Genomic DNA, 14,053 nt, shown 5'->3' with positions numbered 1-14,053 from the left:
TCTGTGACCCGGAGAGTTTATGATGTTTCGCCTTATTCTCGGCGCAGCAATTTTCTGCGCGACACCTGCCATTTCAGATGTCTGGACCTTCGAAACTCCGTCCGAAAACATTCAGTGCTCGGTCGGGGAAAGTGCTTCGTCCTCGGATATACAATGTACGATCATAGAAAAATCCGGCCCACCTGCGATGCCACGCCCCGCGAATTGTCAATCCGACTGGGGGCATGATTTTCTGATGTTCGACACTGGCCAGGTAGAGATGTTGTGCCAGCCGCTGAATCGTAACAAAGACGGATATGACCGTGCGGAATATGGGGTCACTGGTCAGTTCGGAGGATTCACCTGCAGTTCTTCGACAAAAGGTCTGGAATGTCGCAACCAAGACGGTCACGGGTTTTTCCTGTCTCGCGCAGTACAGCGGGTGTTCTGACCTTTGAAGTGCACGTCGCCTATGCTTGTCGTGCTAATTTCGGTGGATATGTTCCTTGGACGTCTTGCAGTCCCGAAAACCTCGGTTCATGCTGAAACACGATACACGGCGGTAAGGTTGAAAAAGGGCGATGAGGCCCCACCTTTATCGTCCAAGACAGGAGATGGCCAAATGTTGCCTCGATGAGGGACACGTGCCGTCTTGCCAACGATAAGGATAGAGCATGCAAGAGCCTCTGAATTCCTCATACCCCGTCCTGCCGCTGCGCGACATTGTGGTGTTCCCGCATATGATTGTGCCGCTCTTTGTGGGCCGCGATAAATCGGTCCGCGCTTTGGAAGAGGTGATGCAGGATGACAAGCAAATTCTGTTGTCCAGCCAGATCGACCCCGGCGTTGATGATCCCGATGAAGAAGGGATTTATCGCGCAGGCGTTTTGGCCAATGTGCTGCAACTGCTGAAGCTGCCCGACGGCACCGTGAAGGTTCTGGTCGAAGGGCAGGCGCGTGTGCAGATCACTGAGTTTCTTGAAAACGAAGAGTTTTTCGAGGCTCGGGCAGAATATCTGACCGAAATCCCCGGCGACGTTACGACAACCGAAGCCCTGTTGCGTACCGTTGCGGATGAGTTTGAACGCTACGCCAAAGTGCGCAAGAACATCCCCGAAGAAGCGCTGGCGGCAGTGGGGGAAACCACCGAGCCTGCAAAGCTGGCCGACCTTGTGTCGGGCCACTTGGGCATCGAGGTCGAACAAAAGCAAGAGCTGCTGGAGACCCTCAGCGTCAGCGAACGGCTTGAGAAAGTCTATGGTCTGATGCAGGGCGAAATGTCGGTTCTGCAGGTCGAGAAAAAGATCAAGACCCGCGTCAAATCCCAGATGGAGAAGACACAGCGCGAATATTATCTGAATGAGCAGATGAAAGCCATTCAGAAGGAACTTGGCGATGGCGAAGACGGATCGAACGAAGTCGCTGAGCTGGAAGAGAAAATCGCCGAGACCAAACTATCCAAAGAAGCGCGTGAAAAGGCCGAAGGAGAGCTGAAAAAGCTCAAGAACATGTCGCCCATGTCGGCCGAGGCGACCGTTGTGCGCAACTATCTGGATTGGATTCTGTCTTTGCCGTGGGGCACCAAATCCCGCGTCAAAAAGGATCTTGGGCGCGCGCAGGACATTCTGGATGCCGATCACTATGGGCTTGAGAAGGTCAAGGAGCGCATCGTCGAGTATCTAGCAGTTCAGCAGCGTTCGAAAAAGCTGAAGGGCCCGATCTTGTGCCTTGTTGGCCCTCCGGGCGTGGGTAAGACCAGCTTGGGTAAATCGGTTGCAAAAGCCACGGGGCGCGAGTTCATTCGCATCTCGTTGGGCGGTGTGCGCGACGAATCCGAGATCAGGGGCCACCGTCGGACCTATATCGGTTCGATGCCGGGTAAGATCATCCAGGCGCTGAAAAAAGCGAAAACCACGAACCCGCTGATCTTGTTGGATGAAATCGACAAGATGGGTCAGGATTTCCGTGGTGATCCGGCCTCGGCAATGCTTGAGGTGCTGGATCCGGAACAGAACAACACTTTCATGGACCACTATTTGGAGGTCGAATATGACCTGTCCAACGTGATGTTCCTGACGACTTCAAACAGTTACAATATGCCAGGGCCTCTGCTGGACCGGATGGAGATCATTCCGCTGGCCGGTTACACCGAAGAGGAAAAGAGCGAGATCGCGAAACAGCACCTGATCGAAAAGCAGGTCAAGAACCATGGTCTGAAGGCCAAGGAATTTGAGCTGACCGATGAGGCGCTGCAGAAGATCATTCGCACTTATACCCGCGAAGCGGGTGTTCGTAACCTTGAACGTGAAATCGCCAAGGTGGCGCGGAAGTCGTTGACCAAGATCATCAAGAAAGAGGCGGAGTCGGTCACCGTAACACCAGACAATCTGGATGATTTCCTGGGTGTGCCAAAGTTCCGTTATGGTCTGGCTGAGCAGGACGATCAGATCGGTGTCGTGACCGGCCTGGCTTGGACGTCCGTGGGTGGCGATCTGCTGCATATCGAGGCGCTGAAACTGCCTGGTAAGGGGCGGATGAAGACCACAGGTAAGCTGGGCGATGTGATGAAGGAATCCATCGATGCGGCTTCGTCATATGTGCGGTCGATTTCACCTCAGATCGGGGTGAAACCGCCAAAGTTCGACACATTGGACATTCACGTTCATGTGCCGGATGGGGCGACGCCCAAAGACGGCCCTAGCGCTGGCCTGGCGATGGTGACATCGATCGTGTCTGTGCTGACCGGCATTCCGGTGCGCAAGGATATTGCCATGACCGGCGAAGTTTCGCTGCGCGGTAATGCAATGCCGATTGGCGGGCTGAAAGAAAAACTGCTGGCGGCTCTTCGTGGTGGCATCAAGACCGTTCTGATCCCGGAAGAGAATGAAAAGGATCTGGCGGACATCCCTGACAATGTGAAGGAAGGGTTGGAGATCATCCCTGTAAAGCACGTCTCGGAAGTTCTGAAGCAGGCGCTGGTGCGTAAGCCTGAGTCGATCGAGTGGGACGAAGCGGCAGAGGAAGCAGCCGCTGCGGCCGCCGCTTCGGCCAAATCTGCGGATGCTTCAGCCACAGCGCATTAAATTGCATAAATAGAAAACGGAAAAAGGCAGAGCAACGCTCTGCCTTTTTTACAGCCCGACAACGGGCAGCTTTGGATCAAGTATCTCTTCTTCCGCTATGTATTTCATGAATTTCTCGTCAGACAGCGCTGAACGTATCGCGAGGGCGAAGATGATCGCGGAAAACACGACACAAAGCAGAATATCCCACCCAAACGGGATCTGCTTCAAAGACCCGGTGCCGAATTGACCCAGAAATGAGATTAACCCGAGTCCGGCAAAATAAGGCATCAACCAAACGGCTTCGGTCAGGTCCATTTCATCAAGGCGCCCTCGGAACCGGATAAGCAGCAGAATTTTTCCAACGATAAGCGCGATCCCAAGGCGCCAGACAGTGTCCCAACCGCTCCAATAGACAATCAGGGTTGCAATGGCGAAGGCAGTCAACGCGACCAGACGCACCGCTGGGATGCGGATTGAACGGGGTTGGTCTGGCAGCAGATCCCGTAGGCAAACGACGGCGATTGGGCCAACTGCGAATGACAAAACAATAGCGGCACCGTTCAGGGCGATGACGGTAGTAAAGGGAACGGTCAAAAGGAACAGAGTCCCGATCAGAAAATTCAACGCCAAAGCCCATACCGGAACCCCAAACGAAGACAAGTTTTGCAAACGTTTTGGTAGAAAACCGTTTTGGGACAGGGCAAGGGCAATACGGGCATTCGACCCGGTTGCGACCAATCCGTTGCCAAAGGGGCCAACGACTGATCCGACATTCAGCAAGCTGATGAACCAGACCAACCCGACCGACATGATTACAGCGTCCAATGGGCCTTCGCCCCCAAAGCTCAGTTGCGACCAGCCATTAGCCAGCAAAGATGGATCCAGCGCGCCGATAAAAGCCACTTGGAGGCCAAGATAGATTGCGGCGCACATGATGATCGACAGGACGAGGGCGGTGGGGATTGCAAATTTCGGATTTCGCACTTCTCCCGCCATATCGACCACATGACGAAATCCTATGAACGAGAAAATGACACCGCCGGTCGAAACTGCAGCCATGATTCCCTGCAAGCCATAAGGTGCAAACCCATCCGGATGTGTAAAATTGTCAGCGTTGAAACGGTTGGAAATTAGTAGAACAGACAGAACGACCGGAATAGCGATCTTGGCCCACGTCAAAGCGGCATTCACATGTGTGAAAAACTTGACCCCAAGCGCGTTGACGGCAACGAAAAGTAGCATGAATACAAGGGCCGCAAATATACCCGCGCCTGTCAGGTCGCCTGTATCGGCGGCATGCAGCCAGGGCGCGTATGGCGCGAGGTATTTCAGCATCGCCTCCACTTCGATGGGGGCAGTGGTGTTGTAGCCAATCCAAGCCGTCCATCCCATGGCCATTGAAACGATATTGCCGTGTGAAAACTGCGGAACCCTGGCAATCCCACCCGGAATAGGCAGCATGGCTGAGATTTCTGCGAAAGTGATTGCCAAAATGAACATCGCAGCCGCGCCGATCACCCACGAGAGGATAGCCGCAGGTCCGGCATGCTGAACCGCCAGAAGGGGGCCGAACAACCAGCCCGAACCGATGATTCCTCCAACCGAAATAAAGGTTAGTCCGATCGGGCCGATGTCTCGCTTTAGCTCTGCCATAACGACCCCTGACTTTGCAATCGGCACACGGTTCGGCCGATGAAGCACGATAGTCGCCGAGGTCGCGCGCTGGCAAGCCCCTCAATTTCAAGCGTAATCTGCGAAAAGGAATGGTGGGTGATAAGAGATTTGAACTCCTGACATCTTCGATGTGAACGAAGCGCTCTACCACTGAGCTAATCACCCATGGGACGCGTTGTTATCTGTCCTGTGGTTCGGCTGCAAGCGAATTTGACGTGGGTCTGCGCGCGAAAATCTGCGGGTAAACAAAAATCTGGATTCTGACAAAAAACTTCAAAACGCCGCTTGACGCTGCCCGAGCGTAGCCATAATACACCCCAACGTTCAGCAATGAACGTGCAGCGGGCGGTTGTAGCTCAGTTGGTTAGAGTACCGGCCTGTCACGCCGGGGGTCGCGGGTTCGAGCCCCGTCAACCGCGCCATCGCTGCTTACCTTGGCCCAGGACAAGGGCCACGAAAATAGATGCGCGGTTGTAGCTCAGTTGGTTAGAGTACCGGCCTGTCACGCCGGGGGTCGCGGGTTCGAGCCCCGTCAACCGCGCCATTTTCCTCTTACTCTCAACCGATCGGCTTAAAAGCTTCGCAGCGAAGATCCCGATTAAGCAGCTGCGGTTTGATTTGCTCGGCTAAAACTCGTATGTTCACTAAATGTTCTAACTTTTCTGTTGGAGACTCAGGCAAGCTCGCCTATCTCTAAACCACTTGTTTCTTGGGGGCCGGAAATGGCTGAGCTGAAGAATATCGAGGTGCGCGGCGCGCGCGAGCATAACCTCAAAGGCATCGATGTTGATATCCCTCGGGATCAGCTGGTGGTGATCACCGGCTTGTCTGGTTCGGGCAAGTCCTCGCTGGCTTTTGATACCATCTATGCCGAAGGGCAGCGTCGCTATGTTGAAAGCCTGTCTGCCTATGCGCGGCAGTTCCTCGACATGATGGAAAAGCCCGATGTCGATCATATCAGCGGTCTGAGTCCGGCAATCTCCATTGAACAGAAGACAACGTCCAAGAACCCGCGTTCAACTGTTGGGACGGTTACGGAAATCTATGACTATATGCGCCTGCTGTTCGCACGCGCTGGAACCCCCTATAGCCCGGCGACCGGACAGCCGATCGAGGCGCAGCAGGTACAAGACATGGTCGACCGGATCATGACGATGGAGGAGGGCACGCGAGGTTACCTGCTGGCCCCCATCGTGCGAGATCGCAAGGGTGAGTACAAAAAAGAATTCCTGGAGTTGCGCAAGCAAGGCTTTCAGCGCGTCAAGGTCGATGGTGAGTTCTACGAACTGGATGAACCGCCGACGCTGGACAAGAAATTCCGCCACGACATCGATGTCGTGGTGGATCGACTGGTTGTCCGAGAGGGTATGGAGACCCGCTTGGCCGACAGCCTGCGCACAGCCTTGGATCTGGCTGACGGTATTGCGATTCTGGAAACTGCCCCGCGTGAGGGTGACCCAGAGCGGATCACCTTTAGCGAGAACTTTGCCTGCCCGGTCAGCGGGTTTACCATCCCCGAGATCGAACCGCGCCTGTTTTCCTTCAACGCGCCATTTGGGGCTTGCCCCGATTGTGATGGCTTGGGGGTCGAGTTGTTCTTTGACGAGCGGCTTGTGGTGCCCGATCAGTCGCTGAAACTCTATGACGGGGCCTTGGCGCCGTGGCGCAAGGGTAAGTCTCCGTATTTCCTTCAGACCATCGAAGCCATTGCGCGGCATTACGAGTTCGACAAGAACACACCATGGAAAGACCTGCCCCAGAAGGTGCAGCAGGTGTTCCTGCGCGGCTCTGGCGATGAAGAGATCCAGTTCCGCTATGACGAAGGCGGACGCGTTTATCAGGTGACGCGCAGTTTCGAAGGCGTGATCCCGAATATGGAGCGCCGCTATCGTGAAACTGACAGCGCTTGGATTCGCGAGGAATTTGAACGGTACCAGAACAACCGTCCATGCGGCACATGTGAGGGGTATCGCCTGCGGCCCGAGGCGCTGGCGGTCAAGATCGCGGGCCTGCATGTGGGGCAAGTGGTGCAGATGTCGATCCGGGAGGCTCTGGCCTGGATTGAGGACGCGCCGAACCATCTGAGCGCCCAGAAGAATGAAATCGCGCGCGCCATTTTGAAGGAGATTCGCGAACGACTTGGGTTTCTGAATAATGTTGGTTTGGAATACCTTACGCTTTCGCGTTCAAGTGGGACACTGTCGGGCGGGGAAAGCCAGCGTATTCGTTTGGCTAGCCAAATTGGCTCGGGTCTGACAGGAGTTCTTTACGTGTTGGACGAGCCTTCTATCGGCTTGCATCAGCGTGACAATGACCGGTTGCTGGGAACGCTCAAGAACCTGCGGGATCAGGGCAACACGGTAATTGTTGTAGAACATGACGAGGAGGCCATCCGAGAGGCCGATTATGTGTTCGACATTGGCCCCGGAGCGGGTGTGCACGGGGGGCAGGTCGTCAGTCACGGTACGCCGGCGGACATTACGGGTGATGCTGCCTCTATCACCGGGCAATATTTGGCCGGGACCCGGGAAATCGCGGTTCCGGCTGAACGGCGCGCGGGCAAGAAGCAGAAAGTGACTGTGGTGAAAGCCACTGGTAACAACCTCAAGAACGTCACGGCTGAATTTCCCTTGGCCAAATTTGTCTGTGTGACAGGGGTGTCTGGCGGCGGCAAGTCCACGCTGACGATTGAGACGTTGTTCAAAACCGCATCGATGCGCCTAAATGGTGCGCGACAGACTCCAGCGCCGTGTGAGACAATCAAGGGGCTTGAGCACTTGGACAAGGTTATCGATATCGACCAACGCCCGATCGGGCGAACTCCGCGTTCGAATCCAGCCACTTACACCGGGGCCTTCACGCCGATCAGAGACTGGTTTGCGGGTTTGCCCGAGGCGAAAGCGCGTGGGTACAAACCTGGTCGTTTCAGTTTCAACGTTAAGGGAGGCCGGTGCGAAGCCTGTCAGGGTGACGGTGTCATCAAGATCGAAATGCACTTTCTGCCTGATGTCTACGTTACCTGCGAGACGTGCAAAGGCGCGCGCTACAACCGCGAGACCCTTGAGATCAAGTTCAAGGGCAAGTCCATCGCTGATGTGCTTGATATGACGGTGGAAGACGCGCAGGAGTTCTTCAAGGCTGTGCCGTCGATCCGCGATAAGATGGACGCTTTGGCCCGCGTTGGGCTGGGCTATATCAAGGTCGGTCAGCAGGCCACCACGCTATCCGGTGGCGAGGCGCAACGCGTGAAGCTGTCCAAGGAATTGTCGAAACGGTCAACCGGGCGAACGCTCTATATCCTAGATGAACCGACCACGGGTTTGCATTTTGAAGACGTACGCAAGCTATTGGAAGTGCTGCATGAGTTGGTCGATCAGGGGAACACGGTTGTTGTGATCGAGCACAATCTGGACGTGGTGAAAACTGCAGATCACATCATCGACATTGGTCCCGAAGGCGGCGATGGCGGAGGTGAGATAGTGGCTACGGGCACACCCGAAGATGTCGCCACAGTCGAGCGCAGTCATACCGGTCGCTATCTGAAATCGATGTTAGACAACGCGCGCGTTGCTGCTGAATAGGCTTAGCGCCTTCAGATCAGTTCAGAATATCGGCAACCGCACCGATCAGGTTCAAGACTTTGCGTGTGTCTGGGTCGACCCGGTACACGTAGTCACCCGCGCGAATGTAGGAATAGTTTCGGTTCAGCCCATAACGGTACGGATTGTCTACCCATCGATAGTCGTTGCGGATGAAATCGCCGTTCCGATAGATCTTTTTTGCTTGCCCGGGAGGCACGCAAGGAATGGACTTCTTGGCTAAACCCGGTGGGCAATGCCCGTTTTTGTTTTTTGCCACGGCTGTAACAGGTACAAGCGTCATCGCCACAAGCATCGCTGTAGTCACCAGGTATCTTGTCATGTCACTTTCCCTTGCGAACAGGCTGAAGACGCCTCGGAACATGACTGGATAGATGGCCCCTTGCCGATTGTCTGTCAAATGGCTGGGCAAGAGGCCGCCGAATTGCCTATTCGCGCCCTCGTTTTTCAAAGCGTGGCAGCATCGCGCTGAAGTCGCGGCCCAATCCGTCTTCATTTTCAACAAATTGTTCATATAGCGAAGTCGCGACCTGACCCATCGGTGTATCCGCATCAGCGCTGTCTGCTGCTTGCTGGCTGAGACGCAGGTCCTTTAGCATGAGCTCGGCGGCGAATCCGGGCGTGTAGTCATTGTCAGCAGGGCTTTGCGGGCCAACGCCGGGGGCAGGGCAATAGGCATTCATCGTCCAGCTATAGCCTGACGATGTACTGACGACATCGAACATCTTTTGCCGGTCCAATCCCAGTTTGTCTGCCAGTGCAAAAGCCTCGCAGGTGGCAATCATGGTGACGCCAAGGATCATATTGTTGCAGATCTTGGCGGCTTGTCCGGCCCCGGCTTCGCCACAGTGAACCGCTTTTTGTCCCATGATCTCGAACAGCGGTGCAGCTTTGGCGAATGCGGCTTCCGATCCGCCGGCCATGAACGTTAACGTACCTGCCGCTGCACCGCCGATACCGCCGGAAACCGGCGCATCCACGGACAAAAGTCCGGCTCCCATAGCCTGATCCGCAACCGCACGCGCGCTGTCCACGTCAACCGTCGAGCAGTCGATTAACACAGCCCCTTTTGACATTGCGGGAATGACCTGATCCGCAACGGCCCTTAGAATAGCGCCGTTTGGCAGCATGGTGATGACCGCATCAGCACCCGCAACCGCGTCAGACGCCGTTTCGACCTGAGTGACACCTTCCACGGTGACGCCAGTCGTATCAAACCCCAGAATCTGATGCCCGGCTTTTGCCAGGTTGGCCGCCATGGGCGCGCCCATATTTCCCAGCCCAATGAAACCGATCTGCATCTTTTAGTCCTCCTCAAATGTCAGGGTATCCGCGCCCAGCGGTTGCAGCATTTTCGAAACGGCCGTCAAAGGGACGTTCATATCGGCAAACTGCCAGTTCGGGCTGCGGTCTTTATCGATGATTTGCGCGCGGATACCTTCCAGAAAGTCACCGTGTTCCATCGACCGGTGGGTGAAACGGTATTCCAACTCCAGGGCGCGCCGTATGGACAAAGCGGGGCCGCGCAGACGGTGCAGCATTTCAACCGTACAGGCCGTGGAAAGTGGGGCGTTTTTTCCCAGAGTCGCTAGGGTTTTCTGCGAAAAATCGTGGTCGCTGTTGCGCAGGCTCGTCACGATGTCGCCAAGTGTTTCGCCCGAGAAATGCTGATCAATGTCGGCCTGCAACTCGGCCAGTTCTCCGGCGGGTGGTGTTTCGGCATGTTGTGAAATCAGCCCTGCGTCGCCAGAGGCCTCAAGCATCTCAGTCAAATCGGACCAGTGTGATTGAGGGATGTAATGGTCCGCGAACCTTGCCAGAATTGCATCCGCAGGGCCCATTCGGAACCCAGTCGTTCCCAAAAACTCGCCCAACCGACCGGGGGCGAGGGCCAGCATAAGCGAGCCGCCCACATCCGGTACCAAACCAATCGAGCATTCTGGCATCGCGATTTTCGAGCTTTCCCCGACAACGCGATGGCTGCCATGGCACCCGATGCCGACACCGCCGCCCATGGTAAAGCCCTGAAGAAAGCTGATGACCGGCTTGGGATATTCGAAGATCATCGCATTCAGACGGTACTCGTCACGCCAGAATGTCTGCCCGTAGGCATAGTCGCCCTTGGTACCGGTTTCGTAGAGCTCGGCGATGTCTCCACCTGCGCAAAAGGCTTTTTCACCTTCGGCGTCCAGAATGATAAGGTCAACGGCATCGTCTTCGCGCCAGTTGCGCATCGCCGCGTCGATGGCCATGCACATCTCGTAGCTCATTGCGTTCAAAGCATGTTGGCGGGTCAGGGTGATGCGTCCGGCACGGCCTGTGGTGCGGATTTCAATGTCTGACATGTGGCCCTCAGCGGTTGGCAAGCATCTGACGCGATACGATCACGCGCATGATCTCATTTGTGCCTTCCAATATCTGATGCACCCGAAGATCGCGCACAAGCTTTTCAATGCCGTAGTCGGCAAGATAGCCATAACCACCATGCAGCTGCAGGCACTGATCCACCACCTTCGATCCGGTTTCGGTCACGAATTTTTTGGCCATGGCGCAGAACTTAGTGGCGTCGGGCGCGCCGTTATCTAGTTTCCAAGCGGCTTGACGCAGAAAGGTCCGTGCGGCTTGTAGTTCAATCTCCATATCCGCCAGGCGGAACTGAAGGGCCTGGAACTGGTCGATGGATTGGCCAAACGCCTTGCGTTCGGACATGTATTGCAACGTCATATCCAAACCGGTCTGCGCGGCACCAAGGGAACAGGCCGCGATGTTCAGTCGCCCGCCGTCGAGGCCCATCATGGCATATTTGAAACCGTCGCCTTCGGTGCCGACAAGATTGCCTGCCGGGATTTTGCAATCATCGAACTGCACCTGCGCGGTGGGCTGACTTTTCCAGCCCATTTTCTCTTCCAGTGCTCCAAAGCTAAGACCCGGAGTTCCGTCCTCGACATAAACGGTTGAAATACCCTTGGGGCCGTCCTGACCGGTGCGCACCATGCATACATAGGCATCGGAATACCCACCGCCCGAGATGAATGCCTTGGTGCCGTTCAACGTATAGCCTTCGTTCGTGCGTACGGCGCGTGTCTTCAAGGCCGCCGCGTCCGAGCCGGAACCGGGCTCGGTCAGGCAATAGCTCAGCACCGTGTTGAGGCTGAGAACATCGGGCATGATGCGTGCCTTGAGGTATTCATCCGCAAAATTGTCCAACATCTTGGCGCACATGTTGTGGATTGACAGGAATGCCGCGACCGAAGGGCAGGCCATCGACAACGCCTCGAATACCAAGGTGGCATCCAGGCGGGTCAGGTTCGAACCGCCGCTGTCCTCGGATACATACAAAGCCCCAAAGCCAAGCTCGCCGATCTGTGGCCACAAGGTTTTTGGAATGGTGCCATCGGATTCCCACTGCCGCGCAAAGGGTGCGATATTTTCCTGCCCAAACGAATATGCCATGTCGAAAATGGCTGTCTGTTCCTCGCTGAGTGCGAAATCCATGGCGTTCCCTCCCGTCGGCAATGAATTGAACGGTTGTTTATTTCCGAATTCTTACAGAAATTTTGCAGGTTCAACAATGGGGCGCAAAACGCTGGAGCAGTCTAGAGATCCGCGTGGAATTCCTCGATCAGATGGCGCACGACTGCTTGCCCGGGATCGTCCCCGCGCGCGACGGCCTCGGCGTGGACACGGCGTTGACGGGTGGCCGAAGTGCCGTTTTCGGCGATCTGCCGTAACCGCGCAAGTTCGGTCATCGTTCCAAGCGCTTCGGTGTCTTCCGCCAACAACCCCATAAGGTCGCCGATCAGTTCGGACATCGGCTTGACCGAGCGGTCGCCGAAGTCAATCAATCCTTCGCCCACGCCATAACGCTGCGCACGCCAACGGTTTTCTCCGATCAGGAAGCGATCATATTGCCGCCAACGCAGGTTGCGGTCTTTCAGTCGACACAACATTCGGGTCAGTGCCTGGACGAGTGCCGCCAGGGACAACGTGTGCTCCAGCCGGGGTTGCACGTCCATGATCCGGGTTTCAAGCGTAGGGAAACGATGCGACGGGCGCAGGTCCCACCATATCTTGGTCGTGTCCTCGATCACGCCCAGTTCGACGAGTATACCTGTGGTGCGTTCATACTCAGCCCAACTGCCAAAAACTGGGGGCAGGCCGGTTCGGGGAAGGTTGTCGAACACGGTCAAGCGATATGAGGATAGGCCGGTATCTTCGCCGTTCCAAAAGGGTGAGGATGTGGACAAGGCCAAAAGATGGGGCAAAAAGTAAGACAGCTGCGGCATCAGATCGGCGCGCAGGGCGGGGTCTTCGACCCCCACGTGTACATGCATCCCGCAGATCAGCATCCGACGTGCTACGCCACCTAACGCGTGTTGCAAGGCGTCATATCGTTCCTTGCGGGTGTGATGTTGATCTTTCCAATTGGCGAAGGGATGACAGGATACAGCGATCGGGGACAGATTGTATTCGGCAGCTCGTTTCGACACGCAGGATCGCAGGCGTTTGAGGTCTTCTCGCGCCGAGGCTATGGTTGTGTGCGGGCGCGTGCCGACTTCAATCTGACATTGCAGGAACTCGGGGCTGACCTGACCTTCGAAATCATTCTGGCAGGCCTCCATCAGCGCTCCGGGGGCCTCTGACAATTGCAGGCTGTCGCGATCCACCAGAAGATACTCTTCTTCAATGCCCAGTGTGAATTCTTGCTGCATGGAGCCCCCTTTGGCTGTCGTAAGTTTCAGTGAATACGGAAATTTGCCTTTTGCCAAGGGTTTGCCCGGCTTGTCCTTGCACTGGTACGGGCGGCAATTGTAAGGAACGGATCAGCACAGAACGTGGAGCCAACGCCGTGAAACCCAGAAAATTCCCAAAGATCAACGCAGCCTTGGATGAGTTGGGAGTGAAACTGGTTGATACAGTCACGGATCAAGATGAACGTGCGAGGCTTGAGTCGTTTGAGGCCGCCGGGGGGTTGACGCGTCCGGCCTATGCCTTGTCACCAGGCATGGAAGGGTTCGACATCTCGCAATTGGTGGCGGAATATAACCGTCACAAGGCGGATTTACAGGCGTTAAAAGACCCTGCGCGTACTCAGACCGGCTATCGCACGGGTAACGGTTATTACGACAGCCCGGATGCGGATGCCCTGTATCTGATGATCCGCCGCTTTCAGCCCAAACGCGTGATCGAGGTGGGGTGCGGGAACTCAACCCGCGTGACCCGGCAAGCGATTATTGACGGCGGGTTGGACACCACGATCACTGCCATTGACCCATACCCTCGTGCCGACATTGCCCATGTCGTGGACCACTTCGAACAAAAACGTCTTGAAGAAGTTGACCCATCGCTTTTTGCCGAGCTTGAAGCCGGAGATGTTCTGTTCATCGATTCAAGCCACGTTGTGCGGATGAGCAATGACGTCGCCCATCTGTTCTGCCGCATCATTCCAGCGCTGAAACCCGGTGTGGTCATTCATGTACACGATGTTTTTCTGCCCTACGAATATCCCAAGCGTTTCTTCTATGATTGTCCGGGCTGGGGCGAGCAGTACATGCTGCACGCATTGTTACAATCTGGTTCGTATTCAATGCTTTGGCCGGGTTATTACCTGCAACAAGACCGCCCTGATGCGGTCGCTGCGTTGCCTTTTCTAACAGAAGGGCGCGCGCAGAGCATTTGGGTTCAGCGCAAAGAAAATTGATCTCAGAGTGATCCAGTGCGGCAAAAGGTCCGTAA

Annotated in this window: 10 protein-coding genes and 3 tRNA genes; 6 read left to right on the top strand and 7 right to left on the bottom strand. The window is 55.6% G+C overall.

Features of this window, described 5'->3' with window-relative positions:
- Positions 1-22: 22 nt before the first annotated feature.
- Together GOV85_RS01440 and lon are read left to right on the top strand one after the other, a co-directional pair.
- Positions 23-430 carry a DUF6636 domain-containing protein gene (locus tag GOV85_RS01440; RefSeq protein ID WP_171174288.1) on the top strand — a complete coding sequence of 136 codons (408 nt, stop codon included), beginning with the start codon at positions 23-25 and terminating at the stop codon, positions 428-430.
- A gap of 223 nt (positions 431-653) precedes the next feature.
- Positions 654-3,062, top strand: coding sequence for an endopeptidase La (lon, locus tag GOV85_RS01435; RefSeq protein ID WP_171174286.1), 2,409 nt, complete (start codon positions 654-656; stop codon positions 3,060-3,062).
- 48 nt (positions 3,063-3,110) lie between these two features.
- Here the strand turns inward: lon and GOV85_RS01430 are convergent, their stop codons facing one another.
- Both GOV85_RS01430 and GOV85_RS01425 read right to left on the bottom strand, forming a co-directional pair.
- Positions 3,111-4,697, bottom strand: coding sequence for an APC family permease (locus tag GOV85_RS01430; protein WP_171174284.1), 1,587 nt, complete (start codon positions 4,695-4,697; stop codon positions 3,111-3,113).
- Between the two features lie 111 nt (positions 4,698-4,808).
- Positions 4,809-4,883 (bottom strand) — tRNA-Val (locus tag GOV85_RS01425).
- A gap of 180 nt (positions 4,884-5,063) precedes the next feature.
- Between GOV85_RS01425 and GOV85_RS01420 the strand changes: the two genes are divergently transcribed.
- From GOV85_RS01420 to uvrA, 3 genes are all read left to right on the top strand, one after another.
- A tRNA-Asp gene (locus tag GOV85_RS01420) sits at positions 5,064-5,140 on the top strand.
- Between the two features lie 45 nt (positions 5,141-5,185).
- Positions 5,186-5,262: transfer RNA gene (locus tag GOV85_RS01415), tRNA-Asp, on the top strand.
- A gap of 178 nt (positions 5,263-5,440) precedes the next feature.
- Positions 5,441-8,299 (top strand): excinuclease ABC subunit UvrA, encoded by a 2,859-nt coding sequence (gene uvrA, locus GOV85_RS01410; RefSeq protein WP_171174282.1) that lies wholly within the window; start codon positions 5,441-5,443, stop codon positions 8,297-8,299.
- Between the two features lie 16 nt (positions 8,300-8,315).
- Here uvrA and GOV85_RS01405 read toward each other — a convergent pair whose 3' ends face one another.
- The 5 genes from GOV85_RS01405 to GOV85_RS01385 form a co-directional block, all read right to left on the bottom strand.
- Positions 8,316-8,639, bottom strand: a complete 324-nt coding sequence (locus tag GOV85_RS01405; RefSeq protein WP_245223152.1) for a hypothetical protein — start codon at positions 8,637-8,639, stop codon at positions 8,316-8,318.
- Between the two features lie 106 nt (positions 8,640-8,745).
- Positions 8,746-9,618 (bottom strand): 3-hydroxyisobutyrate dehydrogenase, encoded by an 873-nt coding sequence (mmsB, locus tag GOV85_RS01400; protein ID WP_171174281.1) that lies wholly within the window; start codon positions 9,616-9,618, stop codon positions 8,746-8,748.
- Between the two features lie 3 nt (positions 9,619-9,621).
- Positions 9,622-10,662, bottom strand: a complete 1,041-nt coding sequence (locus GOV85_RS01395; RefSeq protein ID WP_171174279.1) for an enoyl-CoA hydratase/isomerase family protein — start codon at positions 10,660-10,662, stop codon at positions 9,622-9,624.
- A gap of 7 nt (positions 10,663-10,669) precedes the next feature.
- Positions 10,670-11,812: an acyl-CoA dehydrogenase family protein gene (locus tag GOV85_RS01390; protein WP_171174277.1), complete on the bottom strand. Its 1,143-nt coding sequence runs from the start codon at positions 11,810-11,812 to the stop codon at positions 10,670-10,672.
- 101 nt (positions 11,813-11,913) lie between these two features.
- Positions 11,914-13,029, bottom strand: a complete 1,116-nt coding sequence (locus tag GOV85_RS01385) for a carboxylate-amine ligase (protein ID WP_171174274.1) — start codon at positions 13,027-13,029, stop codon at positions 11,914-11,916.
- Between the two features lie 137 nt (positions 13,030-13,166).
- Here GOV85_RS01385 and GOV85_RS01380 point away from each other — a divergent pair, with 137 nt between their 5' ends.
- Positions 13,167-14,018: a class I SAM-dependent methyltransferase gene (locus GOV85_RS01380; RefSeq protein WP_171174272.1), complete on the top strand. Its 852-nt coding sequence runs from the start codon at positions 13,167-13,169 to the stop codon at positions 14,016-14,018.
- Positions 14,019-14,053: the final 35 nt, after the last annotated feature.

It is taken from the genome of Ruegeria sp. HKCCA4633, assembly GCF_013034605.1.
In the GTDB taxonomy this organism is placed as follows: domain Bacteria; phylum Pseudomonadota; class Alphaproteobacteria; order Rhodobacterales; family Rhodobacteraceae; genus Ruegeria.
The sequence above is the reverse complement of the archived record's forward strand: the minus strand, read 5'-3'. Positions and strand labels throughout refer to the sequence as shown.